This is a genomic window from Streptomyces sp. T028 (assembly GCF_048159505.1).
Taxonomy (GTDB): domain Bacteria; phylum Actinomycetota; class Actinomycetes; order Streptomycetales; family Streptomycetaceae; genus Streptomyces.
In genome coordinates, this window is record NZ_JBLRVZ010000066.1 from 1 (window position 1) to 25,183 (window position 25,183).

Genomic DNA, 25,183 nt, shown 5'->3' on the forward strand with positions numbered 1-25,183 from the left:
GGGGTGATCCCGACAACGCGGCGAGCGTGCGTGCCAGGCGTCGCCGGGCTGGGGGCACCCCCTCTGGGGGAGGGACTTTCGAAACACGCCCTAGACGCCACGGCCCGCCGACGCCCCACCTGACGCCCCACCACCCGGGGCACGCCGGTTCCGCCCGCGTGCGCCGGGTGGCGCAACCCCGCGCAAACATGGCGATACAACGTCGCTTCAACGCGGGGGACCGGGGGAACAAGACCTCAGGGCACGGCAGTTCGAGACCTACGCCCGCGGTCCCGCCATCCCGGGATCACACCCCGACGCACCACCCCAGGACCACGTCCCGACGCACCATCCCCCCGGCGCCGGGACTTTCCCCGAGCCGGGCTTCGGCGCCTTCCCCCGGGCGTCGGGGCCCGGCTCGCCCTCGTGCGTCGTCAAGGGGGTACGGCGGGTCGGCTTCTCCGGCACGGTGGTGAGGTGGGGGGTCACCCCGTACCTGAACCACGGGGTGGCCCGCCCGGTGGCAGATTGTGTCACATGGGCACAGCCCATCCGAAAGGCGCAGTGGGGGTTCGCCCGGGAGGCAAGGCGTACGTGACTCAACGCGCGCCTTCCGCCCCTCCCGCCCGCCCCAACCGCGCCCCCAACTCCCGTACGCACTCCACCAGTTCGCGCGGCTCCCGTACGGAGAACTCACACCCCAGCATCGCCAGCCGCACCGCCAGCCACTCCACCGGATCACCGGTCGTCCCCCGCAGCCGGCTCCCACCCGCGCCATCCTCCACCGGCCGGCCCAGCCACGCGGGCACCCGCGCCGCCACGGTCTCCGGCGGCTCCTCGAAGGTGACGTCGTACTCGTATTCGTGCGCCTGCCCCTGCAGCGACCGCCGCAGATATTCCGCCGCGCTCCCCGTCGGCAGCTCCCGGGGCGTGAACCGCGCCCCGGTCGCGAACGGCTCGCTCACCCGGTCCACCCGGAACGTCCGCCAGTCCGCCCGGTCGACGTCGTACGCCACGAGATACCAGCGCCGCCCCGTCGACACCAGCCGGTACGGCTCGGTGAGCCGCCGCGACCCGGTGCCGTCCTTCGCCCGGTAGGCGAACCGCAGCCTCTCGTGCCCGGCGACCGTGGACGCCATCACGGTCAGCGTCTCCGGCGCGATACTCGCCCCGTCCCCGCTGGTCAGCGGTGTGGTCGCGGCCTGGAGCGTGGTGACGCGACGGCGCAGCCGGGCGGGCAGCACCTGCTCCAGCTTGGCCAGCGCGCGCACGGACGCCTCGTCGACGCCCGCCACCGCGTGCCCGGCCCCCGCCCGCAGCCCCACCGCGATCGCCACGGCCTCCTCGTCGTCCAGGACCAGCGGCGGCATCGCCTTGCCCGCGACCAGCCGGTACCCGCCGTCCGCGCCCTTGCTCGCCAGCACCGGATACCCCAGCTCCCGCAGCCGGTCGATGTCCCGCCGCACCGTACGCCGGGACACCCCGAGCCGCTCGGACAGCTCGCCGCCGGGCCATTCACGGGGCGTCTGGAGAAGGGAGAGCAACTGCAGCAGCCGTGCCGGAGTGTCCGTGGTCATGCGTCCGAGCATGCCGCAGAAGTAGGACGGAATCTGGCCTAGTCCGTGATCCTTGGTCTGATCCTTGGCGTGATCCATGAGCATCCAAGTCCGTTCATGCCCGAATCAAGCCCGAACCTGTTTACTTTCCGGAAATGCGGGCGTAGCCTCGGCTTGAAACCACAAGTTCGGGCATGAGTCGGAAGCGAGCGGACATGTACGCACCGGAGCGGCAGCAGGAGATCCTGCGGCTCGCCCGTGAGGGCGGCCGGGTGGACGTCCTGTCGCTGGCCGAGGAGTTCCAGGTCACGGCGGAGACGATCCGCCGCGACCTGAAGGCCCTCGACCGCGCCGGCCTGGTCCGCCGGGTCCACGGCGGTGCCATCCCGGCCGGACGCCTCGACTTCGAACCGGACCTCGCCGAACGCGAGGGCACCTCCACCGACGAGAAGGACCGCATCGCCAAGGCGGCCCTGACGGAACTGCCCGCCGAGGGCACGGTGATCCTCGACGCCGGCACCACGGTCGCCCGCCTCGCGGCCGCGCTCCCGCTGGAGGCCGAGCTCACCGTCGTCACCCACAGCCTGCCCATCGCGGCCCGCCTCGCGGACCACCCGGGCATGCAGCTCCACCTCGTCGGGGGGCGCGTACGGCACCGTACGCGCGCCGCCGTGGACGCCTGGGCGCTCCGTGCCTACGGCGAAATCCGGGCTGATGTACTTTTTGTGGCGGCCAACGGTTTCTCCGCCGAGCACGGCCTGACCACCCCCGACCTCGCCGAGGCCGCGGTCAAGCGGGCGGCCGTCGCCGCGGCGCGCCGGGTCGTCCTGCTCGCCGACTCCTCCAAGCACGGCCAGGAGCACTTCGCCCGCTTCGGCGACCTGAGCGACGTGGACCTGCTGATCACCGACAGCGGGCTGAGCGACGACGACGCGGCCGCCATCGAGCGCGGCGGCACGGAAGTAGTACGAGCATGAGCGGCAGTGGTACGAGCATGAGCGGCACCCGGACGAACCCCGGGGGCGTGAGCACCCGGACGAGCCCCGGGGGCGTGATCCTCACGGTCACCCCCAACCCCTCCCTCGACCGCACCTACGAGGTGCCCTCCCTCGACCGGGGCGAGGTCATCCGCGCCACCGGCGAGCGCATGGACCCCGGCGGCAAGGGCGTCAACGTCTCGCGCGCCGTCGCCGCCGCCGGACGGCGCACGGTCGCCGTCCTGCCCCTCGGTGGTGCGCCCGGCGCGCTCGTCGCCGATCTCCTCGACGCGCAGGGCATCGAGGTCGCCCCTGTCCCGGTGGCCGGAGCCACCCGCTCCAACATCGCGCTCGCCGAGTCCGACGGCGTACTGACCAAGATCAACGCTCCCGGTCCCGAGCTCTCCCCGGACGAGCAGGAACTCCTCCTGGAGACCGTGCGCGAGCAGTCGCGCGACGCCGACTGGATCGCCTGCTGCGGCAGCCTGCCCCGCGGCCTCGCCCCCTCCTGGTACGCCGAGGTCGTCGCCCGGGCGCACTCCGGGGGCGCGCGGATCGCCCTCGACACCTCCGGGCGCGCCCTGCTCGAAGCGCTCCGCGAGCGGCCCGACGTGGTGAAGCCCAACGCCGAGGAACTCGCCGGAGCCGTCGGCCGCCCCCTGGCCACGATCGGCGACGCCGTGAAGGCGGCCGAGGAACTGCGCGCGATGGGCGCCCGTGCCGTCCTCGCCAGCCTCGGCGCCGACGGACAGCTCCTCGTGGAGGACGCCGGCACCTGGTTCGCGAGCGCCCGCGTCGACGTCGTACGCAGCAATGTCGGCGCCGGCGACTCCTCCCTCGCCGGCTTCCTCATCGCCGGCGGCCGCGGCCCGGCGGCGCTCGCCTCCGCCGTCGCCCACGGCGCGGCGGCCGTCCAGCTGCCCGGCAGCGTCATGCCGACCCCGGGCGACCTGGATCCAGCGGCGGTGACGGTCACGGCCGAGGTGCCCGTGGACCGCGAACTGAAGGAGCCGGTGTCATGACGACCCTCCTGTTACTCGCCGCCCTCCCCTCTCCCCACCCCACCCCCTCTCTCCACCTCACCCCCACCCCCGTTCCCACCCTCAGCCCCGCCCACCCCACGTCCCGGGCGATACGCGTGCGAAGGAGCCCGCGATGAGTGACATGATCACTGCGGACCTGGTCGACCTCGACCTGGCCGCCGACACCAAGGAAGCCGCGGCGCGGTCCCTCGCCGCACGCATGGTGGCCCAGGGCCGGGTGACCGACCTCGACGGCTTCCTGGCCGACGTGGCCGCCCGCGAGGCCCAGATGCCCACCGGCCTCGACGGCGGTATCGGCATCCCGCACTGCCGCAGCGAGCACGTCACCGAGCCGACCCTCGCCTTCGGCCGCAGTGCCGACGGCATCGACTTCGGCGCGGCCGACGGCCCCGCCGACCTGATCTTCCTGATCGCCGCCCCGGCCGGCGCCGACGACGCCCACCTCACGATCCTGTCGTCCCTCGCCCGCCAGCTGATGAACACCGAGTTCACCGACGCGCTGCGGGCGGTCGGCGACGCGGCGGCCGCGGCGGCCCTGATCCGCGGTGACGAGGCCCCGGCCACCGAGACCGCGGGCGCTTCCGCGGGCGCTTCCGCCGGCTCCTCCGAGGGCTCCTCCGAGGGCTCCTCCTCGGGCGCGTCCGAAGACTCCGTGCCGGTGTCGGCGGCGGCCTCCGCCGACACCGACACGGCCACCACCCCCGAGCCCGCGGCGCGGCCCTTCCGGATCGTCGCCGTCACCTCCTGCCCCACCGGCATCGCCCACACCTACATGGCCGCCGAGTCCCTGGAGAACGCGGGCCGCGAGGCGGGCGTCGAGGTGACCGTCGAGCCCCAGGGCTCAGCCGGTTTCACCCGGCTCGACCCGGCCGTCATCGCCGCCGCCGACGGCGTGATCTTCGCCCACGACGTCCCCGTACGCGAGAAGGACCGTTTCGCCGGAAAGCCCACCGTCGACGTCGGCGTGAAGGCGGGCATCAACCGCCCCGCCGAGCTGATCGCCGAAGTGCGCGGCAAGGCGGAACGCGGCGAGGTGACCGCCGGCTCCGCGCCCGGTACGCCGGTGGAGCGCGCGGGCGACTCCTCCGAGGGCTACGGCACCAAGCTCCGCAAGTGGCTGATGTCCGGCGTCTCGTACATGGTCCCGTTCGTCGCGGCCGGCGGCCTCCTCATCGCCCTCGGCTTCGCGATCGGCGGCTACAAGATCAACAAGGCGCCGTCGGTGATGGACCACTTCGTGTGGACCCAGGCCGACAGCTGGGCCGCGCTGCTCTTCCAGATCGGCGTCGTCTCCTTCGGCTTCCTGGTCCCCGTCCTCGCGGGTTACATCGCCTACGGCATGGCCGACCGCCCAGGGCTCGTGCCCGGCTTCGTCGGCGGCGCCATCTCCGTCACCATCAACGCGGGCTTCCTCGGCGGCCTCGCGGCCGGTCTGATCGCCGGTGGTGTGGTGCTGTCGATCCAGAAGGTGAGGATCCCGCCGGCCGTGCGCGGCATCATGCCGGTGGTGGTGATCCCGCTGATCTCCTCGGCGATCGTCGGATTCCTGATGTTCGTCGTCATCGGCAAGCCCATCGCCTCCGCCCAGAAGGCCCTCACCGACGGACTGAACGGCCTCACCGGCACCAACGCCGTCCTCCTCGGCGCCCTGCTCGGCCTGATGATGTGCTTCGACCTCGGCGGCCCCGTCAACAAGGTCGCGTACACCTTCGCCACCGCCGGCATCGCGGTCGCCAGCCCCAGCGACTCCGCCATGAAGATCATGGCCGCGGTGATGGCGGCCGGCATGGTCCCGCCGCTCGCGATGGCCCTGGCCACGACGGTCCGCGGCAAGCTCTTCACCCAGACCGAGCGCGAGAACGGCAAGGCCGCCTGGGTGCTCGGCGCCTCCTTCATCTCCGAAGGCGCGATCCCGTTCGCCGCGGCCGACCCGCTGCGCGTGATCCCCTCCTCGATGGTGGGCGGCGCAGTCACCGGCGCCCTGTCGATGGCCTTCGGCGCCACCCTGCGCGCCCCGCACGGCGGCATCTTCGTGGTCCCGCTGATCGGCAACCCGTTCCTCTACCTGGTCGCCATCGCGGCGGGCGTCGGTGTCACCACGGCCCTGGTCGTCGTCCTCAAGGGCCTGCGCAAGCCGGCCCCCGGCAGCACGACCGCCACGGCGACCCAGGGCGACACGAGCGCCGCGGCAGCGGGGACGAAGCAGCCGGTCGCGGCCTGAACCGCACGCCTTCCGGCACCGACACGCGCGGCCGGTCGCAGCCCCACGGGACGGGGCGGCGACCGGCCGCCCGGCCTTTCCCGAAAGCCCTCCGCAGGCCCTGTCACCCAGGTCAGGAGGCCTGCGCCGCCCGCCGCTCCATCGCCTCCCGGGCATCGGCCTCCGACGGATACACCTCGCACATGTGCCGCCCGTCGGGCGTCGCCGTGTGCTCGACCTCCCACAGGGAGAACTCCCGGCCGTCGCGCAACAGGAACGCGTGCTCGTACAGCGAGAAGCCCAGACCGACGCGGCCCGCCCGGCAGGGACGCCCGAAGGCCTGCGTGATCTGGTGCGCGAACGCCGACCTGAGCAGCTCGGCGGTGTCCACGCCGGGCCGGTCGGTGTTCTCCGCGCGGCGCAGCAGCCGACGCGCGTGGTCCGCCGAGTCGTCCGGAACGTACACATGCCGGGGCACCGAGACCGGTTCCAGCGGTGCCAGCACGGGCAGCTCGAAGTCCGGCTCGTCCGGCGGCAACGGCAGCCGCGCGGTCGCCGTGCGCAGCTCCTCCTCGTCGACGTACACCTCGTGCTGCGGCTCGCTGCCCGCAGCGGTGTTGTGCACCAGCTCCCACAGCGTCAGCGCGCACCCGTCGGCCAGCAGCCAGGTGTGCCGATAGGTCTCACGGTGCAGGCCCGCGCTGTGATGCGCGGAATGCAGCGAGCTGTCGTACGCCAGCGTGCAGTCGAGCCGCCGAAGGACGTCGTCCGGCAGCTCGAACGAGTTCAGGGCACGACCCAGAAGTCGCGCGAGATGCTCCTCCGGAGACTCGGGCGACTCGGCTGGTTCGTACGCTGCGGTCTCGTACGGAACGCTCAAGGTTTCTCCCGGCGTTGCTGCATGTCACCTTGTGGGTGCATACCGTAGCCCCTCGGTCCGACATCATGTCCGGGAACCGAGAAACCTATGCCGGGGAAAACGCGAGGGCCGCGCGAAAAGTTCCCGCGCGACCCCACGATCCGTCAGAAACCGCCGGTGGAAAGCCTCTTGCCCCGGAACACCGGCGTCCGCGTCGCCCCGGTCAGACCGCGCTCCCCGCGGTCCACTCGGCCCAGGACATGTTCCACCCGTTGAGCCCGTTGTCCGGCGCCACCGTCTTGTCGGGCGAGTTCTCCACGATCACGACGTCCCCGATCAGCGAGTTGTCGTAGAACCACTTCGCCTGCGTGTCGCCCTGCGCACCCTGCACGTCCGCGAGCCCCACACACCCGTGGCTCGTACCCACCCGGCCGAACGGCGGATTCCCCTTGTCGTACCAGTAGTTGCCGTGGATGAACGTCCCCGACGTCGTCAACCGCATCGCGTGCGGCACATCCGGGATGTCGTACTCCCCGCCCAGACCGACCGTCTGGCTGTTCATCCGCGTCTGCGTGAACTTCTCCGAGATCACCATCCGGCCGTTGTACGTGGTGTGCTGCGGGCTGCCCGAGGAGATCGGCACCTTCCGCAGGACCTGCCCGTCCCGCACGACCGTCATCATCTCCGTGTTCACGTCCACCGTGGACACCTGCGAACGCCCGATCTCGAAACTGACCGTCTTCTTCTGCACCCCGTAGACGCCGTTCGCGCCCTCGACCCCGTCCAGGTCGATCTTCATCGTCACCTTGGAGCCGGCCTTCCAGTAGTCCTCCGGCCGGAAGTCGAGCCGCTGCGCCCCGAACCAGTGCCCCACCACCTGCTGCCCACTGCTGGACGTCACCGTGATGTGCGACTGCACGGCCTTCTTGTCACTGATCACCTTGTCGAACATGAACGACACCGGCATCCCCACACCGACCGTCGTCCCGTTGTCCGGCGTGTACGTCCCGATGAAGCTGTTGGCCGAAGTCACCGTGGTGAAGATGGAGTTGGCGGCGGCGACCTTGCCGTTCGCGTCCTTCGCGGTCGCCGATATCTCGTACTTCGTCCCGCGCTCCAGCTGCTCCTTCGGCTTCCAGCTGCGGCCGTCGGCCGACAGTGAGCCCGCCACGGTCTGCCCCGTCCCGGCCACCGTCATCTTCACCTCGGTCAGCTGCCCCTCGCTGACCTTCACCCCGGTCGTGTTGATGGACGCTCCCGTCGAGCCGTCCTTGGCCGAGATGACGATCTTCGCGGTGGACGTCTTCGGCGAGGCCGCCTTGCCGCCCTTGCCGTCGTCACCGCTCTTGGCGTCGGCGCTTCCCCCACAGGCGGTCAGGGTCAGGGCGCCGACCACCAGGACGGCACAGGCTCCCAGTACGCGCCGCGCTGCTATGTCCGGCGTTGTCACGGGCTGCTCCAGCTTCATGTGATGTGCGCGATCCGCTCCAGTACGTGAGAAAGGAGGTCCCCGGCCCCCGGCGGGGTTCCCTCCTCGGTCCGATGAACGCCATGACGTGACAGAACCAAGACAATCGCCACCTGCGGGGGCTCCCCCACGCCCCGCCCCCCCCGCCCCGCCCCTCCCGCCCCTCGCGCCGCTCAGCCCCCGTACAACTCCGTGTACGACGGCCACGCCCCGCCCGCTCCCTCCACCGACTCGGCCGCCCGCACGGCCCGCACGATCGCCCGCGTCACCACGTCCGCACCCGCCGCGAGGATGTCGTTCAAGGCCAGGGGATGCGCGGGGGCGAGCGGCCGGGCGCCGGTGGCCAGGGTGAACACGGTGTCGCCGTCGTGCAGCAGATGCACCGGACGTACCGCCCGCGCGATCCCGTCGTGCGCCGTGCCGGCCAGCTTCTGCGCCTGCGCCTTCGTCAGATCCGCGTCCGTGGCGACCACCGCGAGCGTCGTGTTCAGCGGGGGAGGGGCGTTCCGCGCGGCACTTTCGGCAAGACGCCGAAGCGCCACCTCATGCACTCGCGCATCCGGATACTCCACCCGCCCCTGGAACAACTCCCCGTACAGCACCCCCGTCCCCGGATCCGTCGCCGACCCCACCGCGTTGGCCACCACCAGCGCCGCCACCGTGATCCCCGAGCCGAGGACCACACTCGCACTGCCGACCCCGCCCTTCATCGGCCCGACCGCCGCGCCCGTCCCGGCCCCCACACCCCCCTCCGGCACCCGCGCCCCCGGCGCGCTCGCCGCGGCCGCCTCGACCGCGGCCCGCCCGAGCTCCGCACCCGGCCGGGCCCGGAAGTCACCGCCCCGCCCCAGATCGAAGACACAGGCGGCAGGCACCACCGGCACCACATGCGCGGGGTCCGCCCCCACAGGCACCCCGCGCCCCTGCTCCTCCAGCCAGGCCATCACTCCGGACGCCGCGTCGAGCCCGTAGGCACTCCCACCGGTGAGCACGACCGCGTCCACCCGCTGCACCACGTTGCGCGGATCCAGGGCGTCGGTCTCCTTGGTGCCGGGACCGCCGCCGCGCACATCCACGGCCGCCACGGCACCGCCCTCCGGCGCCAGCACGACCGTGGTGCCCGTGAGCCAACCGTCGCCGGCCCGGGTGGCATGCCCCACCCGAACGCCCGCGACATCCGTCAGAGCGTCAACTGTCATGCCGGCCAGTCTCACCCAGCCCACGCCCCGGCAGGGCCATGCCACCCGGCCGGGTCCGCAGCGCGCGCCTCGCTCTCGCGCGCCCCTGCGCGCCGCCGGCGTCGTGCCCTTCGCCACCGCCGGCGCCGACACCAGGCCGGTCGCGAGGACCGCCCAGGCAGATGAGCGTCGGATAGTCCTGGTCCGCGGAGCCGTACCCTGGAGGCATGAGTACTCCCGCCGCCCCCGAGCCGCGCGACCCGAAGGCCGCGCTGGTCTTTGACGACCCGCTGAACCAGCAGTCCTCGGACGACACGGACGGCGGCTGGGGCGAGCGGCCGGTCTCGTCCGGTGACAGTGCGGCCGACCTCAGGCGCTTCCTGGACGAGAAGCCGCCGCACCACCTCTGAACAGTTCCTCCGCGCAGTCTCCGGAGGGCGGCGACTATCGCCCGGCGGATCCGGGGCCCCGCTGCGCGACCATCGCGTCGCGGATCTCCTTCAGCACCTCCAGCTCGGTCACCTCGACAACCTCGTGCGTGCCCTCCTTCGCCTTCCTGCGGGCCTCCACCCGGGCCAGGTACTTCGCCATCGGCAGAACCATCAGGAAGTAGACCACCGCCGCGGTGATCACGAAGTTCAGCGCCGAGCCGAGGACGGTGCCCCACAGGATCGGCACACCGCTCGTGACCGTCCCGTCCGCCGCGACCTTGCACGGCGCCTCCAGGCAGGAGCTGTAGCTGTCCAGGTTCTTGGTCCCGATCGCGCCGACCACCGGGTTGATGACGCCCTTCACCACCGAGTTCACGATGTTCGTGAAGGCCGCGCCGATCACCACCGCGACGGCCAGATCGACGACGTTCCCACGCATCAGGAAGGCCTTGAAGCCGTGCCAGATGCTCGGTTGCTTGTTCTTCTCGCTCACCGCGGGAACTCTCCTCATAGATTGTGGAACGAACAGCTCCGCAACCTACGTCACCCTGAGCCGCATGCGCCCAATCAGGTAGCTCCAGAGAAGGACTTGACCTCTTCTTCACCAGACCGTCACCGCCAACAGGGCAGACGCGCTCGCGCCCGCCATGCGCGTGGCGGTGGACCGGGACACCGACAGCACGACCAGCGCGCCCCCGTCACTGCCACCGTCACCGGCGTCCATGGACGAGTCCCGGGGCTCCGGGACCTTCGTCACGCGCACCCCGCGCGCGACAACCCGGGCCTCCCCGCCCGCCGCCGTGGGCCCGGGGGCGGGGACGGCGATGACATCGACCCGGTCACCGGGCCGCAGCAGCCGGACGGTCGCCGCGTCGGCGATCCGCACCGGCGCCGTCACCTTCGCCGGCCCGCTCGCGGGGCGCCTGCGGACCGGCTCGCCCGCCGCAGAGTGCGCGCGGGCGTGAGTGCGGGAGCGAGCGGCCCCGTCCGGATGTCCGCGCGTCGGAGCCAGGTCACTGTCCCCCGGTCCAACCGGTCCCGCTGCCACGAGCGCGACGGCGGTGACGGCGAGGCCCAGCGCCACGGCACGCTGCCGGTTCCGCACGAGCCGGAGCAGCGGGCACCACCCGCCCTTGACCCGCACGGGAGCAAACTGCGGCACGTCGCACGACGGAGGAACCGGGTGGGAGGGAGCGGGAAAGGAGTGCGAGGGGGCCGAGTAGGAGTGCGAGGGGGCGGAAGGCGAGGGAGGGAAAGGGGACAAGGGGATCACCACCTGCGGAGAGGGATCGGCTGGCCAGACCACGATGACCCCTCGCGCCGCCACCCGCCGGAACCGGTGGATCATCCACGGGTTGTGGAAAACTCCGTCACCCGAACGACGCGTTCCGCCGACAAGTTCCGCTACCGGAATTCATTCGCAGAGCATCGGCCTTCAGGACTCTGCTGAGAAAGCCTGATTCGGGCTCTCAGGCTGTGAGCATGAGGGATTCGAGGTGGGGCCTCCCCCTGAGTGGTGGACACGCTGATACTGGATCTGCTTGATCCGGAGGAAGCGAGAAGACCGCCGATGGCGATGAAGGACTGCCAGTGCCGCATCAGACAACGTTCGCCCTCTTGTGACGAGGAGCCCGGGTGCTGCGGCTGGCGGCTCCGGGCGGTCAGAATGATCACGTGGCCGGCCGCGTACAGGTCCGGGAGATCGATGACGATGAGGGGCAGCGGCTGCTGCGGATCATCCGCAGGGGCACGGGTTCGGTGGTGACCTGGCGGCGGGCCCAGATGGTGCTCCTGTCCGCCCAGCGCATGCCCGTGGCGAAGATCGCCGAGGTGACCTTCACCAGCGCGGACCGGGTGCGGGACGTGATCCACAACTTCAACGCGGACGGTTTCGATTCGCTCTACCCGAGGTACAGGGGTGGGCGGCCGAGGGCGTTCACGCTGCCGGAGCGCCGGGAGATCAAGAAGATCGCAAAGTCCAGGCCGTTCGAGCACGGCCTGACGTTTTCGACCTGGAGTCTGGCCAAGCCGGCGGACTTCCTGGTCGCCGAGGGGGTGGTCGACGACATCAGCCATGAGGGCCTTCGGGTCCTGCTCCGCGAGGAGGGCGTCTCGTTTCAACGTGTGAAGACCTGGAAGACCTCCCGTGATCCGGACTACGCCGCCGAGAAGGCCCGGGCCGAGCACCTCTACGCGATCGCCGTCGGCGAGGTCATACCGGAGGACGGCGAGCCCGAAGTCATCTTCTGCCTGGACGAGTTCGGGCCGCTCAACTTGCAGCCCCAGCCCGGCCGGCAGTGGGCCGAACGCGGCGGAAGGCACAAGGACCCCGATCGCGAGCCCCGGCACCGACCGCGGGCGACCTACACCCGGCCGCACGGCGTCCGGCACCTGTTCGCCGCCTACGACCTCGCCAAGGACCAGCTCTACGGGCACATCAAGAAGACCAAGAACCGCTCCAAGTTCCTGGAGTTCTGCCGCTACCTGCGCTCACTCCATCCGGCGGACGTGCGCAGCGCAATCGTCTGCGACAACTACTCACCGCACCTGACGACGAAGCGATGTCAGCGGGTCGGGACCTGGGCCGCGGCGAACAACGTCGAGATCGCCTACACCCCGACCAACAGCTCCTGGCTCTACCGGATCGAGGCCCAATTCACCGCATTGCGCCACTTCGCCCTCGACGGCACCGACCACGCCAGCCACAAGGAACAGGGCAGCATGATCCGCCGCTACATCATCTGGCGGAACGAGCACGCCGCCGACGAACGGCTGCGCAAGGTCGTCACAAGGGCGAACGTTGCCTGATGAGCACCAGGCGTCCGTGCGACGCGCCCCGTCGAGGTCGACTCACGCCCGTCCTCTGCGTGGGCGCGTCCTGCGTTCAGGCCGCAGCGCGGAAGACGTACGCCGTCATCGGGGCGCTGACCGGTCCAGGGCCCAGCCGGGCCGTCATCTCCTCAATGACGGTGGCACGGACGGCCGGTCCGTCGCCGCGCTCCTCAACGGCCGCGCGCACCGGTGTCCCGGTGAGATACCCGGTGGCAAGGTCGGCGGTCGACGCGGCCCGGCCCTGAAGCGTCAGCTCCTGCTCGTCCTCGACGGTGAACCCGGCGGCCGCCAGATCAGCGGCCACGACGGCGGGGTCGGCGTAGCCGTGCGGAACCGTCTGGAAGAACCGTGGCGGGTCGACCGGAAAGGCCCGCTCCAGCCCGGTCTGCAGCGCGACTTCGAAGGCGTGCGTCCCGAGCGGGCCCCAGGTGTTGAACAGGAACCGGCCGCCCGGGGCCAACACCCGGCGGACCTCGGTGAAGGCCTCGATGCGGTCGGGAAAGAACATCACGCCGAACTGGCAGACCACCAGGTCGAAGCCTCCGTCCGGGAACGGCAGCCGCTGCGCGTCGGCCTGCCGCCACACCGCGCCCGGGGCCCGGGTCGACCCGAAAGCGACCATGGCCTCGTTCAGGTCGGTGGCCGTCACCTCGGCCAAGGGTGCCGCTGCGAGCAAGTCCGCTGTCAACACGCCAGTTCCCGCAGCGAGTTCGAGGAGTCGCCGAGGGTGGAGTGCCGCCGCCCGGGCGCTCAGGTCCTCGGCGAAGGGCCGGAAGACCACCGGCACGAGGTACTGCTCATAGGCCGCCGGCATGGATTCGGACCACCGCCGGTCGGCATTGATTCCTGTCACCCTCATGACGGTAGCGCCGCGTCAGAAAACCTCTTCCTTGCCGCGCAGCCATGCACCCTGGAGCTAGGGCCCTTCTGATGGATCTCCGCGGCGTCGCGACGCCCGGCACGCCCTCTCGCCGCACCGGACAAAAGCCCTAGTAGCTCCGCTACGAGGGCTTCCGCCCGGCACGCCGAGAGCACGCACCGAACGCCGCTCCTTCTCCCACGGAGATCCATCAGAAGGGCCCTAGACCCACCTGACATTTTGGCAGGGCAAACTTTCTCTGACACGGCACCAGGTCAGGCCCGCCGGATGCTCGAGAAGTACCGCGTCCAGCTCTGGGCCCAGCAGCTCGGCACCGCGCAGACGGTCAGCGATGCCCGCATCCGCAAGGTGCTGAGTCCGTAGCCGGCCCTACTCAGCGTCCTGTGCCTCGATCAGGTCGAGGTCGCGGACGCAGAAGCCGTGGTGTTCGAAGGTCTCGTTGAGCACCGTGCCGAGGCACTGCCGCACCAAGCGGCCCCGGGCGTACGGCGGCCAGACATCGTCGTCGGGCACCGGCGCTCGCGCTGCGAGCTGCACAGCGGTGACCTCGTCGAGCCAGGCCTCGAGCTCGGCGGCCTGTGCGTCACGCACGCTCACGATCTCATCGAGGGCCGGATCGAGCGAGAGGTCAAGCCCGTGCGCTCCACGGTAGGGCTCGACGGTCGTCCCGATGCCCATCGGCGTGAACAGCTCCGTCGAGCCCAGGCAGCAGCGGCGGAACCACGAGTCGTGGACGAAGACCAGGTGGCGCATCGTCTGCACCGCCGACCACTCGTCGTTCACGCTGCGGCGCTCGATGCCGGGCGTACGGCGGATTCGCTCGATCGTGGCGGCCCAGCCGGCATGGAGCTGACGCGATGCCTCGCGCAGATCGGCAGGGTCCTCGGAGCGGATCAGCGCCCGCACCGGATGACGCCGGTCGAGCTCTGCCTCGACGTACTCGGTGACCTCGACACCGTTCACCACGAGGTTGGTGATGAGCCCGTCGATCACGGCATCCTGCATGACGACGCCGATCAGGCGTGCCCCGGTCAGATCGCACTCCCGGAACTCCGCACCGTGCAGATCCTCGTCGGCATACCGCGTCATGCTCCGCATACTAGTGTGATGCGCCAGAAATCCTGAGGGTCAGTTCTGTCCTGTTTCCCGGAAACCGTGCCGCGTAGCGGCACAGCAACCGGTCAGGGAAGGCCGGAATCCTCGGGCTTCAGCCCGAGGCGCAAGTCAAGGCAGCTCGAACCCCGGATCCATCCCGCCCAGCGCCGTCCCGCACGCGCAGTCCCGCTCCCCGGTCGGCGGCAGCGCCGCCACCGCGTCGAACAGGACGCCCCGCAGCCGGTCCACGTTCGCCGCGAACACGGTGAACACCTCCTCGTGCGACACGCCCTCACCGGACTCGGCACCCGCGTCCAGATCGGTGACCAGGGTCAACGACGTGTAGCACAGCTCCAGTTCACGGGCGAGCGCCGCCTCGGGGTGACCGGTCATGCCCACCACCGACCAGCCCTGCGCCCGGTGCCACAACGACTCGGCGCGTGTCGAGAACCGGGGACCCTCGACCACGACCAGCGTCCCACCGTCCACCGGCTCCCACTCCCGCCCGCGCGCCGCCTTCAGCGCGGCCGCGCGCCCGGTGGGGCAGTAGGGGTCGGCCAGGGACACGTGCACCACGTTGGGCACCGTGCCGTCGGGCAGCGGCAGCCCGTCGAAGTAGGTCCCCACCCGGGACTTCGTACGGTCGACCAGCTGATCGGGCACCAGCAACGTGCCTGGCCCGTACTCGGGGCGCAGCCCGCCCACGGCACACGGACCCAGGATCTGGCGCGCCCCCACCGAGCGCAGCGCCCAGAGATTGGCCCGGTAGTTGATGCGGTGGGGAGGCAGATGGTGCCCGCGTCCGTGCCGGGGCAGGAAGGCGACCCGTCGGCCGGCGATCTCGCCGAGGAAGAGGGAGTCGCTGGGCGATCCGTAGGGGGTGTCCACCTGGATCTCGGTGACGTCGTCGAGGAACGAGTAGAAGCCCGATCCGCCGATGACGCCGATCTCTGCGTTCGCCATGACCAGCACAGTAGCCGGAATCGAACACGGCCAGTTCCCGACCGTGGAAACACCGAGCACCCCGCCGTCGTACGAGGGCAGGGTCCCGGGAGGAGGCCTTACGCGGCGGAGGTGCCCGCCGAGGTGCCGGAGCTCGACTTCGAGTCCGAGGAGGACGACGAGGACGACGAGGACGAAGACGAAGAGGCCGAGGAGTCCGAAGAGGCGGACGACGTGGTCGACGGCTTCGACGACGCCGGCGAGCTGCTCGACGAGGAGCCGCGGCTGTCGTTGCGGTAGAAGCCGGAGCCCTTGAAGACGATGCCGACCGCGGAGAACACCTTCTTGAGGCGGCCACCGCAGTTGGGGCACTCGGTCAGGGCGTCGTCGGTGAACTTCTGCACCGCCTCGAGGCCCTCGCCGCACTCGGTGCACTGGTACTGGTAGGTCGGCACTAGTCTTCCTCCTGGCACTCTCACTCGATGAGTGCTAACGACGGTCCATAGTGACGCATTCCCGAGGATCAGTCCACTGTCAACGGCACGCGGTGACCGACGCCACGTGCGACGGTACGGCTCCGGGGGTGCGCCACCAGGCGCGATCGCAGCGCCAGCAGTGTGCCGAGGGCGAGCAGGGTGCCGCCCATGGGCACCAGGAACCCGGCGCCGCCCCAGAAACGGTCCTCCAACTGGCCGGCGACCGTGACGGCCGCCGCCTGCCCGAGCGCGACCGCGCCCGTCAGCCAGGTGAACGCCTCGGTGCGCGCCCGGGCCGGGACCAGGCCCTCGACCAGCGTGTAGCCGGTGATCAGCGCGGGCGCGACGCACATGCCGACCAGCAGGCCCAGGCCCGCCAGCACGAGCACCGAGTGCGCGGCCCACAGACCGGAGGCCGTCAGCGCCAGCGCGGCGTATCCGACGACCAGGCGGTGCTGCGGGGCGGTCTTCCAGGCGATGGCACCACAGACCAGGCCGGAGATCATGTTGCCGGCGGCGAACGTGCCGTACAGGACGCCGTTGAGGCCGGGCTCGCCGATCGACTCGGTGAACGCGGCCAGTGAGACCTGCATGCCGCCGAAGACCGAACCGATGCCCAGGAAGATCACGACCAGCACGCGCACACCGGGGATGCGCAGCGCCGAAGCGTGCTCCACGCGCGCGTGCCCGGCGGTGGCGGTCTGCGGCCGGGTGCTCTTCTGCGCGGCGAACAGCAGACCGCCGAGCAGGGTCAGCGAGGCCTCGGTGACCAGTCCGGCGGCCGGGTGCACGGCGGTGCACAGGGCCGTGGCCAGGAGCGGGCCGACGACGAAGGTCAGCTCGTCCGTGACGGACTCGAAGGCCGCCGCGGTGGTCATCAGCGGCGAGCCCTTCAGCTTCACGCCCCAGCGGGCCCGCACCATGGGCCCGATCTGCGGCACGGAGGCGCCCGTGGGCACGGCCGCCGCGAACAGCGCCCACAAAGGCGCGTCGGCCAGGGCGAGCGCCGTCAGGGCCAGCGCCGACACCGTGTGCACGAGGACGCCGGGGACGAGCACGGCGCGCTGCCCGTAGCGGTCGGCGAGGCGCCCGCCGTAGGGCGCGAACAGGGCCATGGAGACCCCGGTGGCCGCGGCGGCGGCGCCTGCCGCGCCGTAGGAGCCGGTGGTGTGCTGCACGAGCAGCACGATGGAGAGGGTGAGCATCGCGAACGGCTGGCGTGCCGCGAAGCCGGGGAGCAGGAACGTCCATGCGCCGGGTGTGCGCAGCAGGTGGCCGTATCCGATGGAGACCGTGGATGCCACGGCCCGTGCCTTTCTGCCGCCTGGTAGCGCGACCCCACTGTGCGGGCGAGGGGCGCCGAGAGCTGTCCTCTTGCGCTACTGCGGTGGATACCGGGCCCGTGAGGAGGGTCTCGGCCGCCATACGGTCGCGCCAGCTCTGCGTCAGGCAGAGTTGGTTCGATCAAGGTGCGCATTCATCGTACCGGGCATGGCGTGCTCATGGCCTGTGAGAGTGAGCACTCCGAAACCTTCCCTTAACGCGTCCAACGCGTCGCGGAACCTGCCTGGACGCGTCGCGGGACGTGTCCTCAGCTCCTCAGGGTTCTCCAGCTCCTCAGGGTTCTCCGCCGGCGCCCAGCCAGCCCGCCAGCTTGCCCCCGTGGCTCACGGCGCGCAGCCGCTTCTCGGCGGCGTCCCGGACGGGGTCGGTGGCGACGACGAGGAGTTCGTCGCCGTGCCGCAGCACGGTCGTCGGCAGCGGAACAAACGATTTTCCGTCCCGGACGACGAGGGTGACGGCGGCCCCGGCCGGCAGCCGCAGCTCGTTGACCTCGACGCCGTGCATCTTCGAGCCCTCGGGGATCGCGACCGAGAGCAGATGCCCGCGCAGCCGCTCCAGGGGCGCCGACTCGACCCCGAGGTCGGCGGCCTCGGAGTCCTCGCCCAGCCGCAGCTTGCGGGCCAGCCAGGGCAGCGTCGGGCCCTGCACCAGGGTGTAGACGACGACCAGGACGAAGACGATGTTGAAGATGCGACGGCTGGCCTCGATGCCGCTCACCATGGGGATGGTCGCCAGGATGATGGGGACGGCGCCGCGCAGCCCCGCCCAGGACATCAGGGTCTGCTCCTGCCAGGGCACCCGGAACGGCGTCAGGCACACGACCACGCTCAGCGGACGCGCCACCATGGTCAGCACCAGGCCGATGACGAGCGCGGGCCACACGTCGTCGCCCAGCTCGTGCGGGGTGACCAGCAGACCGAGCAGGACGAACATGCCGATCTGGGCGATCCAGCCGAGCCCGTCGGCGAACCCGCGCGTGGCGGGCCAGTGCGGCAGCTTCGCGTTGCCCATGACCATCGAGGCGAGGTAGACGCCGAGGAAGCCACTGCCGTGCGCCAGGGCGCCGGCCGCGTACGCCGTGACCGCGATCGCCATCACGGCGATCGGATAGAGGCCGGAGGCGGGCAGCGCGACATGCCTGAGGCCCCAGGAGCCGAGCCAGCCCACGGCGAGGCCGACGGCCGCTCCGATGGCCAGCTCCAGGGCTATCTCGCCCAGCAGCACGTACCAGTGCTCGACGGGGCCCGTCTGGGAGAAGGCGACCACCAGAATGACCACGGGTGCGTCGTTGAAGCCGGACTCCGCCTCCAGTGTGCCCGCCACGCGCGCGGGGAGCGGGATACGGCGCAGCACGGAGAAGACCGCCGCCGCGTCCGTGGAGGACACCACCGCGCCGATGATGAGGGACTGCCGCCATTCCAGCCCGGTGAGAAAGTGCGCGCCGGCCGCCGTGACCCCCACGCTCGCCGCGACTCCGACGAGCGCCAGCGTGGAGGCGGCCGGAAGGACCGGCTCGATCTCCTTCCACTTCGTGCCGAGGCCGCCCTCGGCGAGGATCACGACCAGGGCCGCGTAGCCGATGACCTGGGTGAGTTCGGCGTTGTCGAAGCGGATGTCGCCGATGCCGTCCTGGCCCATGAGGACGCCGATGCCGAGGTACACGAGCAGGCTGGGGAGCCCGCTGCGCGAGGAGATCCGTACGGCCGCGACGGCGACGAGCAGGACGAGCGAGCAGACGAGCAGGAGCTGGTTGAGGTGGTGGACGGTCAGCGGCGGTTCCCTTCCCTGGCGCGCACGACTCGCGCGCGGGCGCACACGTACAGGCGCCCACGTACATGGGACACGAAGCTGTCCGCCCCGAGCCCAACTACTTCATTACCTTACCTAACTCTTGACGATTTCTTGACGCTCGACGAGGCAAGATCGAACATCCTTCCGTGCTGGTACCCGACTCCGCGTCAAGTGGCGCGGACCCCTGCGCCTATGGTTGCTCCAGCACTCCAGGACCGCCTGCCGCTCGCGTTAGGACAGCAAGGACAGCGATGCCCCCCAACACCACCGCCACAACGGGTGACAAGCCCGGCAAGTCCGGCAGGAAGAAGGGGCGAAAAGCCCGTCTTATCGTGCTCGTACTGGTCCTGGCCGTCATCGGCGGCATCGCTTTCGGCGCCTACTGGTCCATCAGCACGGTCCGCGCCTCCTTCCCGCAGACCAAGGGTTCGATCACACTCGAAGGCCTGTCCGGGCCCGTGGACGTGAAGCGGGACGGCTACGGCATCCCGCAGATCTACGCGTCCTCCGACGCGGACCTGTTCATGGCGCAGGGCTACGTCCAGGCGCAGGACCGGTTCTACGAGATGGACGTGCGCCGCCACATGACCTCCGGCCGCCTGTCGGAGATGTTCGGCGAGAGCCAGGTCGACAACGACGAGTTCCTGCGGACCCTGGGCTGGGACCGCGTCGCCGAGCAGGAGTACGACGACGAGCTGTCGGACTCCACCAAGAAGTACCTCCAGGCGTACGCCAAGGGGGTCAACGCCTACCTCGAGGGCAAGGACAGCGCCGACATCTCCCTGGAGTACGCGGCACTGGGCTTCACCAACGACTACAAGCCGGCCGAGTGGACCCCGGTCGACTCGGTCTCCTGGCTGAAGGCGATGGCCTGGGACCTGCGCGGCAACATGCAGGACGAGATCGACCGCGCCCTCATGACGAGCCGCCTCGGCCCGCAGCAGATCGCCGACCTGTACCCGGAATACCCGTACACGGTCAACGCCGAGTCCACCACGATCGTCCAGCAGGGCGAGTACGACGAGCTCACCGGGGCGTTCGAGGGCGGCGACGGCACGAGCAGCGGCTCCGCCGACACCTCCACCGGCGGTTCGACGTCCACGAGCGGCTCCACGGGCACCGGCGGCGCGACGAGCGGCTCCGGGACCTCCGGGGACGCCACGGGCCTGCAGAGCCAGCTGGAGGGCCTCTACAACGTCCTGGACGACCTGCCCACGGCCGTTGGTGTGAACGGCAACGGCATCGGCTCCAACTCCTGGGTCGTCTCCGGCGACCACACCATCACCGGCGAGCCGCTGCTGGCGAACGACCCGCACCTGTCGGCCTCGCTGCCGTCCGTCTGGTACCAGATGGGCCTGCACTGCCGCACCGTCTCCAGCAAGTGCCAGTACGACGTCACCGGCTACACCTTCGCCGGCATGCCCGGTGTGATCATCGGCCACAACCAGGACATCGCCTGGGGCATGACCAATTCCGGCGTCGACGTCACCGACCTCTACCTGGAGAAGCTCTCCGGCGACGGCTACCTCTACGACGGCAAGACCAAGCCCTTCGAGACACGCACCGAGACCATCAAGGTCGCCGGCGGCAGCCCGAAGAAGATCGTCGTCCGCAAGACCGAGGACGGCATGCCCCTGCTGTCCGACCGCAGCAAGGAACTCGTCAAGGTCGGCCAGAAGGCCACCGTCGACAACGCGGCACCCGACCGCGGCGACGGCTACGGCATCGCCCTGAAGTGGACCGCGCTGGACCCCGGCACCACCATGGACGCCGTCTTCGCCATGGACCGGGCCAAGGACTGGGACGACTTCCGTGACGCGGCCGAGCTGTTCGACGTGCCCTCGCAGAACCTGGTCTACGCCGACTCCGAGGACAACATCGGCTATCAGCTCCCCGGAAAGATCCCCACGCGCGCGAAGGGCGACGACGGCTCGGTCCCGGTCGCGGGCTGGGACTCCGAGAACGCGTGGACCGGCTACATCCCCTTCAAGGCACTGCCGTACGAGCTCAACCCGAAGCGCGGCTACATCGTCACCGCCAACCAGGCCGTGGTCGACGACAAGTACAAGTACACGCTCACCACGGACTGGGGCTACGGCACCCGCAGCCAGCGCATAACCGATCTGATCGAGAACAAGATCAAGGGCGGCGGCAAGATCTCCACCGACGACATGCGTCAGATGCAGACGGACAACAGCAGCGAGATCGCCAAGCTGCTCGTGCCCACCCTGCTGAAGATCAACATCGACGACCCGGACGTCCGTGAGGCGCAGGACCTGCTCCAGGACTGGGACAAAACCCAGGACGCCGACTCGGCTGCGGCCGCCTACTTCAACGCGGTCTGGCGCAACATCCTCAAGCTCGCCTTCGGCAACAAGCTGCCCAAGGAGCTGCGCGTCGAGGGCCAGTGCCTGTGGGTCGACCCGGCGAACGCCACCGACGCCGTCGACGACACCGCGAAGGTCCGCGAGTGCGGTCAGCGCGACGCCGACCAGGCGCAGCCCGACGGCGGCGACCGCTGGTTCCAGGTCGTCCGCGACCTCATGGACAAGCAGGACAGCGCCTGGTGGACCACGCCCAAGTCGGCCACCGGCCGCGAAGGCGCCGACCACGACCGCGACGACCTGTTCAAGCGCGCCATGATCGACGCCCGCTGGGAGCTCACCGCGAAGCTCGGCAAGGACATCGACACCTGGAGCTGGGGCCGGCTGCACCGCCTGTTCCTGAAGAACCAGACCCTCGGCACCAGCGGCCCCGGCTTCCTGCAGTACGTCCTCAACCGCGGCCCGTGGAGGCTCGGCGGCGGCGAGGCGGCGGTCGACGCGACCGGCTGGAACGCGGCCGGCGGCTACGGCGTCGTGTGGGTGCCGTCGATGCGGATGGTGGTCAACCTCGACGACTTCGACAAGTCGAAGTGGATCAACCTGACGGGTGCCTCCGGGCACGCCTTCAGCGCCCACTACACCGACCAGACCGCCAAGTGGGCCAAGGGCGAACTGCTCGACTGGTCCTTCTCGCAGGAGGCGGTCGACAAGAGCACCAGCGACACTCTCGTGCTCAAGCCGTGAGCGACTGAGCACGCACACCGGCGAACACCGAAGAAGGGCCCTTCACGCACACACGCGTGAAGGGCCCCTTTTTTGCGAGAAGCGCCAAGAAGCGCCGAGAAGCGCCAGGGCGCGCCTACGAGAAGCGCCGCACCCCCGACGGCGTCACCACCGCCCGCACCGGCAGATCGTGCGGCTCCTCGGGGACGTGCTCGACGACCTCGTTGTCGTACAGGAGCACCACCAGCGAGGGCTGCGCGCCGGCGCGTTCCAGGCGGGCCAGGACACGGTCGTACGACCCTCCGCCCCGCCCGAGGCGCATCCCGCGCGTGTCGACCGCGAGCCCCGGCAGCAGCACGACGTCCGCGCGCGTGACGGCGTCCGGGCCGAGCCGCTCGCCGACCGGCTCCAGTAGCTCCATCTTCCCGCCGTGCCGGACCGGCACGAGGGAGCCCCGGCCGTCGTAGGCGCCCCAGTCCAGGTCGTTGTCGGGCAGCAGCGCGGGCAGCAGCACGCGCACGTCCCGGGCGCGCAGGGCGTCCAGGAGCGCGAGGGTGCCGGGCTCGGTGCCCACGGAGACGTACGCCGCCACCACGCGCGCGTGCGCCAACTCGGGCAGCTCCAGGGCGTGCCCGGCGAGCGCGGTGGCCGCCGCGTGCACGTCGTCCGCCGTCAACCTGCTCCTCACGTCGAGGAACCCTCGCCGCAACATAGTTTTGTCAGAGTCCGGTTTGCCGTTTCCCCGGCTCGTGGCTCGCACCCGCACTGCTCCAATACGCTCAAATGAACACTTATTAACCGGAGCTACAGATTCCTCTCAAAGCCACCGGATATGGTTGCGGACATGACTCAGTCTCACCCCAGGATCAGTAAGGCTGTCATCCCCGCAGCGGGCCTCGGCACCCGGTTCCTCCCGGCGACCAAGGCCACTCCCAAGGAGATGCTGCCGGTCGTCGACAAGCCCGCGATCCAGTACGTGGTCGAGGAGGCCGTGTCCGCCGGCCTCGACGACGTCCTCATGGTCACCGGACGCAACAAGCGCCCCCTTGAGGACCACTTCGACCGCAACTACGAACTCGAGTCGGCGCTGGAGAAGAAGGGCGACGCCAAGCGGCTCGCCAAGGTCCAGGAGTCCAGCGACCTCGCCACCATGCACTACGTCCGCCAGGGCGACCCCAGGGGCCTCGGCCACGCAGTCCTGTGCGCCGCCCCGCACGTCGGGAACGAGCCGTTCGCCGTCCTGCTCGGCGACGACCTCATCGACCCCCGCGACCCGCTGCTGCAGCGGATGATCGAGGTCCAGGAGCTGTACGGCGGCAGCGTCGTCGCGCTCATGGAGGTCGCGCCCGAGCAGATCCACCTCTACGGCTGCGCCGCCGTGGAGACCACCCCCGACCGCGACGTGGTCAAGGTCTCCGGCCTGGTCGAGAAGCCGGAACCGGCGGACGCCCCGTCCAACTACGCGATCATCGGCCGCTACGTCCTCGACCCCGCCGTCTTCGACGTGCTGCGCGAGACCGAACCGGGCCGCGGCGGCGAGATCCAGCTCACCGACGCCCTCCAACTGCTCGCCCAGGACGAGAAGATCGGCGGTCCGGTGCACGGCGTCGTCTTCAAGGGCCGCCGCTATGACACCGGCGACCGCGGCGACTACCTGCGTGCCATTGTCAGACTCGCGTGCGAACGTGAAGATCTGGGTCCGGACTTCCGGTCCTGGCTTCGCAGTTACGTCACCGAGGAGATGTAGCCACTTTGAGCACCGCCGCGCCCCGCCCCGTCGGCCAGGACCACCTCTGGTCGGTGGACGAACACCTGGAGGACATCCTCGCCACCGTCCGCCCCCTGGAACCCATCGAGCTGCAACTCCCCGACGCACAGGGCTGCGTCCTGGTCGAGGACGTCACGGTGGCCGTCTCCCTGCCACCGTTCGACAACAGCTCCATGGACGGGTACGCGGTGCGGGTCGCGGATGTCGCGGGCGCGAGCGAGGAGTTCCCGGCGGCCCTGGAGGTCGTGGGGGACGTCGCGGCGGGCCAGGCGGCCGACCTGCTGTACGTGGGTCCCGGCCAGGCCGCCAGGATCATGACAGGCGCCCCGCTGCCGAACGGCGCCGAGACCGTCGTCCCCGTCGAGTGGACCGACGGAGGCCTGGGCGAGGGCCCGGTCAGCGGGATGCGCGCCCGCAGCCTCGCCCCCGAGCAGGCCTCCGGGCACGTGCGCGTGTACCGCCCCGCCGAGGCACGCGCGCACGTGCGCGCGAAGGGCAGCGACGTACAGGCGGGTGACCGCGCCCTCGAAGCCGGCACCGTCCTCGGACCGCCCCAGATCGGTCTGCTCGCCGCGATCGGCCGCGGCACCGTCCGGGTGCGCCCACGCCCGCGTGTCGTCGTCCTGTCCACCGGCAGCGAACTCGTCCAGCCCGGCGAGGAACTGGGCGCCGGCCAGATCTACGACTCCAACAGCTTCGCCCTGACCGCCGCCGCCCGCGACGCCGGCGCCATCGCCTACCGGGTGGGCGCGGTCGCCGACGACGCCGAGACCCTCCGCTCCACCATCGAGGACCAGCTGGTCCGCGCCGACCTCCTGGTCACCACCGGCGGCGTGAGTGTCGGGGCGTACGACGTCGTCAAGGAGGCGCTGTCGCACGTCGGCGACGAGGACGAGGCCGGCAGCGGCATCGACTTCCGCAAGCTCGCCATGCAGCCCGGCAAACCGCAGGGCTTCGGCTCCATCGGCCCCGACCACACCCCCCTGCTGGCGCTGCCCGGCAACCCCGTCTCCTCGTACGTCTCCTTCGAGCTGTTCGTCCGCCCCGCGATCCGCACCCTCATGGGCCTCGAGGACGTGCACCGGCCGACCACGCGCGCGAGGCTGGCCGCCGACAAGGCGATCAGCTCGCCCAAGGGGCGCAGACAGTTCCTGCGCGCCACCTTCGCCGACGGCACCGTCCGCCCCGTCGGCGGCGCGGGCTCCCACCTGGTGGCCGCCCTCGCGCACGCCGACGCGCTGATCGTCGTCCCCGAGGACGTGGAGTCCGTCGCACCCGGCACCGACGTCGAGGTGGTCCTGCTCGGCTGAGCACCCC

22 protein-coding genes are annotated in these 25,183 nt (G+C 70.7%); 9 read left to right on the forward strand and 13 right to left on the reverse strand.

Annotation, left to right across the window (positions count from 1 at the left end; all coding sequences use genetic code 11):
* Positions 1–578 precede the first annotated feature (578 nt).
* A complete protein-coding gene (locus tag ACLZN2_RS45480) occupies positions 579–1,556 on the reverse strand; it encodes a helix-turn-helix transcriptional regulator (RefSeq protein ID WP_416985841.1) in 978 nt (325 codons plus the stop codon).
* A 194-nt stretch (positions 1,557–1,750) separates the two neighbouring features.
* Between ACLZN2_RS45480 and ACLZN2_RS45485 the strand changes: the two genes are divergently transcribed.
* The 3 genes from ACLZN2_RS45485 (at position 1,751) to ACLZN2_RS45495 (ending at position 5,776) form a co-directional block, all read left to right on the forward strand.
* Positions 1,751–2,512: a DeoR/GlpR family DNA-binding transcription regulator gene (locus tag ACLZN2_RS45485; protein WP_416985891.1), complete on the forward strand. Its 762-nt coding sequence runs from the start codon at positions 1,751–1,753 to the stop codon at positions 2,510–2,512.
* A gap of 74 nt (positions 2,513–2,586) precedes the next feature.
* A complete protein-coding gene (gene pfkB, locus ACLZN2_RS45490) occupies positions 2,587–3,534 on the forward strand; it encodes a 1-phosphofructokinase (protein WP_416985892.1) in 948 nt (315 codons plus the stop codon).
* A gap of 133 nt (positions 3,535–3,667) precedes the next feature.
* Positions 3,668–5,776: a PTS fructose transporter subunit IIABC gene (locus tag ACLZN2_RS45495; protein ID WP_416985843.1), complete on the forward strand. Its 2,109-nt coding sequence runs from the start codon at positions 3,668–3,670 to the stop codon at positions 5,774–5,776.
* A gap of 112 nt (positions 5,777–5,888) precedes the next feature.
* Here the strand turns inward: ACLZN2_RS45495 and ACLZN2_RS45500 are convergent, their stop codons facing one another.
* The 3 genes from ACLZN2_RS45500 to ACLZN2_RS45510 all read right to left on the reverse strand — a co-directional run bounded on the left by ACLZN2_RS45500 (position 5,889) and on the right by ACLZN2_RS45510 (position 9,281).
* Positions 5,889–6,635 (reverse strand): DUF6227 family protein, encoded by a 747-nt coding sequence (locus tag ACLZN2_RS45500; RefSeq protein WP_416985845.1) that lies wholly within the window; start codon positions 6,633–6,635, stop codon positions 5,889–5,891.
* 202 nt (positions 6,636–6,837) lie between these two features.
* Positions 6,838–8,064, reverse strand: a complete 1,227-nt coding sequence (locus ACLZN2_RS45505; protein ID WP_416985847.1) for a L,D-transpeptidase — start codon at positions 8,062–8,064, stop codon at positions 6,838–6,840.
* 191 nt (positions 8,065–8,255) lie between these two features.
* Positions 8,256–9,281 carry a P1 family peptidase gene (locus ACLZN2_RS45510; protein ID WP_416985849.1) on the reverse strand — a complete coding sequence of 342 codons (1,026 nt, stop codon included), beginning with the start codon at positions 9,279–9,281 and terminating at the stop codon, positions 8,256–8,258.
* 206 nt (positions 9,282–9,487) lie between these two features.
* On the opposite strand from ACLZN2_RS45510, the gene ACLZN2_RS45515 reads away from it, so the two are divergent.
* Positions 9,488–9,670: a hypothetical protein gene (locus ACLZN2_RS45515; protein WP_416985851.1), complete on the forward strand. Its 183-nt coding sequence runs from the start codon at positions 9,488–9,490 to the stop codon at positions 9,668–9,670.
* A 34-nt stretch (positions 9,671–9,704) separates the two neighbouring features.
* Here the strand turns inward: ACLZN2_RS45515 and mscL are convergent, their stop codons facing one another.
* Both mscL and ACLZN2_RS45525 read right to left on the reverse strand, forming a co-directional pair.
* The gene (mscL, locus tag ACLZN2_RS45520) at positions 9,705–10,202 is read right to left on the reverse strand and encodes a large conductance mechanosensitive channel protein MscL (RefSeq protein ID WP_416985852.1); all 498 of its coding nucleotides are present in this window, start codon (positions 10,200–10,202) and stop codon (positions 9,705–9,707) included.
* A gap of 90 nt (positions 10,203–10,292) precedes the next feature.
* The gene (locus tag ACLZN2_RS45525) at positions 10,293–10,955 is read right to left on the reverse strand and encodes an RcpC/CpaB family pilus assembly protein (RefSeq protein ID WP_416985854.1); all 663 of its coding nucleotides are present in this window, start codon (positions 10,953–10,955) and stop codon (positions 10,293–10,295) included.
* A 410-nt stretch (positions 10,956–11,365) separates the two neighbouring features.
* On the opposite strand from ACLZN2_RS45525, the gene ACLZN2_RS45530 reads away from it, so the two are divergent.
* Entirely contained in the window at positions 11,366–12,499 is a 1,134-nt protein-coding gene (locus tag ACLZN2_RS45530; RefSeq protein WP_416985856.1) for an IS630 family transposase, read from the forward strand.
* 76 nt (positions 12,500–12,575) lie between these two features.
* On the opposite strand, the gene ACLZN2_RS45535 is transcribed toward ACLZN2_RS45530, so the two are convergent.
* Positions 12,576–13,382 carry a class I SAM-dependent methyltransferase gene (locus ACLZN2_RS45535; RefSeq protein WP_416985858.1) on the reverse strand — a complete coding sequence of 269 codons (807 nt, stop codon included), beginning with the start codon at positions 13,380–13,382 and terminating at the stop codon, positions 12,576–12,578.
* 240 nt (positions 13,383–13,622) lie between these two features.
* Here ACLZN2_RS45535 and ACLZN2_RS45540 point away from each other — a divergent pair, with 240 nt between their 5' ends.
* Positions 13,623–13,766 (forward strand): DUF3418 domain-containing protein, encoded by a 144-nt coding sequence (locus tag ACLZN2_RS45540; RefSeq protein WP_416985860.1) that lies wholly within the window; start codon positions 13,623–13,625, stop codon positions 13,764–13,766.
* A 6-nt stretch (positions 13,767–13,772) separates the two neighbouring features.
* Here ACLZN2_RS45540 and ACLZN2_RS45545 read toward each other — a convergent pair whose 3' ends face one another.
* The 5 genes from ACLZN2_RS45545 to ACLZN2_RS45565 form a co-directional block, all read right to left on the reverse strand.
* Positions 13,773–14,492 carry a DinB family protein gene (locus ACLZN2_RS45545; protein ID WP_416985861.1) on the reverse strand — a complete coding sequence of 240 codons (720 nt, stop codon included), beginning with the start codon at positions 14,490–14,492 and terminating at the stop codon, positions 13,773–13,775.
* Positions 14,493–14,627: 135 nt separating this feature from the next.
* Positions 14,628–15,461 (reverse strand): S-methyl-5'-thioadenosine phosphorylase, encoded by an 834-nt coding sequence (locus tag ACLZN2_RS45550; RefSeq protein WP_416985863.1) that lies wholly within the window; start codon positions 15,459–15,461, stop codon positions 14,628–14,630.
* A gap of 98 nt (positions 15,462–15,559) precedes the next feature.
* Complete coding sequence (locus ACLZN2_RS45555) at positions 15,560–15,895, reverse strand: FmdB family zinc ribbon protein (RefSeq protein WP_416985865.1); 336 nt, start codon at positions 15,893–15,895, stop codon at positions 15,560–15,562.
* Between the two features lie 68 nt (positions 15,896–15,963).
* Entirely contained in the window at positions 15,964–17,220 is a 1,257-nt protein-coding gene (locus ACLZN2_RS45560) for an MFS transporter (RefSeq protein ID WP_416985867.1), read from the reverse strand.
* 313 nt (positions 17,221–17,533) lie between these two features.
* On the reverse strand, positions 17,534–19,075 hold the full coding sequence (locus ACLZN2_RS45565) for a potassium/proton antiporter (RefSeq protein WP_416985869.1): 1,542 nt from the start codon (positions 19,073–19,075) through the stop codon (positions 17,534–17,536).
* A gap of 227 nt (positions 19,076–19,302) precedes the next feature.
* Between ACLZN2_RS45565 and ACLZN2_RS45570 the strand changes: the two genes are divergently transcribed.
* Positions 19,303–22,119, forward strand: coding sequence for a penicillin acylase family protein (locus ACLZN2_RS45570; protein ID WP_416985871.1), 2,817 nt, complete (start codon positions 19,303–19,305; stop codon positions 22,117–22,119).
* A gap of 115 nt (positions 22,120–22,234) precedes the next feature.
* Here the strand turns inward: ACLZN2_RS45570 and ACLZN2_RS45575 are convergent, their stop codons facing one another.
* Positions 22,235–22,810 carry a 5-formyltetrahydrofolate cyclo-ligase gene (locus tag ACLZN2_RS45575; RefSeq protein WP_416985872.1) on the reverse strand — a complete coding sequence of 192 codons (576 nt, stop codon included), beginning with the start codon at positions 22,808–22,810 and terminating at the stop codon, positions 22,235–22,237.
* A gap of 132 nt (positions 22,811–22,942) precedes the next feature.
* On the opposite strand from ACLZN2_RS45575, the gene galU reads away from it, so the two are divergent.
* Positions 22,943–23,845 carry a UTP--glucose-1-phosphate uridylyltransferase GalU gene (gene galU, locus ACLZN2_RS45580; RefSeq protein WP_416985873.1) on the forward strand — a complete coding sequence of 301 codons (903 nt, stop codon included), beginning with the start codon at positions 22,943–22,945 and terminating at the stop codon, positions 23,843–23,845.
* A 5-nt stretch (positions 23,846–23,850) separates the two neighbouring features.
* Positions 23,851–25,176 carry a gephyrin-like molybdotransferase Glp gene (gene glp / locus ACLZN2_RS45585; protein ID WP_416985875.1) on the forward strand — a complete coding sequence of 442 codons (1,326 nt, stop codon included), beginning with the start codon at positions 23,851–23,853 and terminating at the stop codon, positions 25,174–25,176.
* Positions 25,177–25,183: the final 7 nt, after the last annotated feature.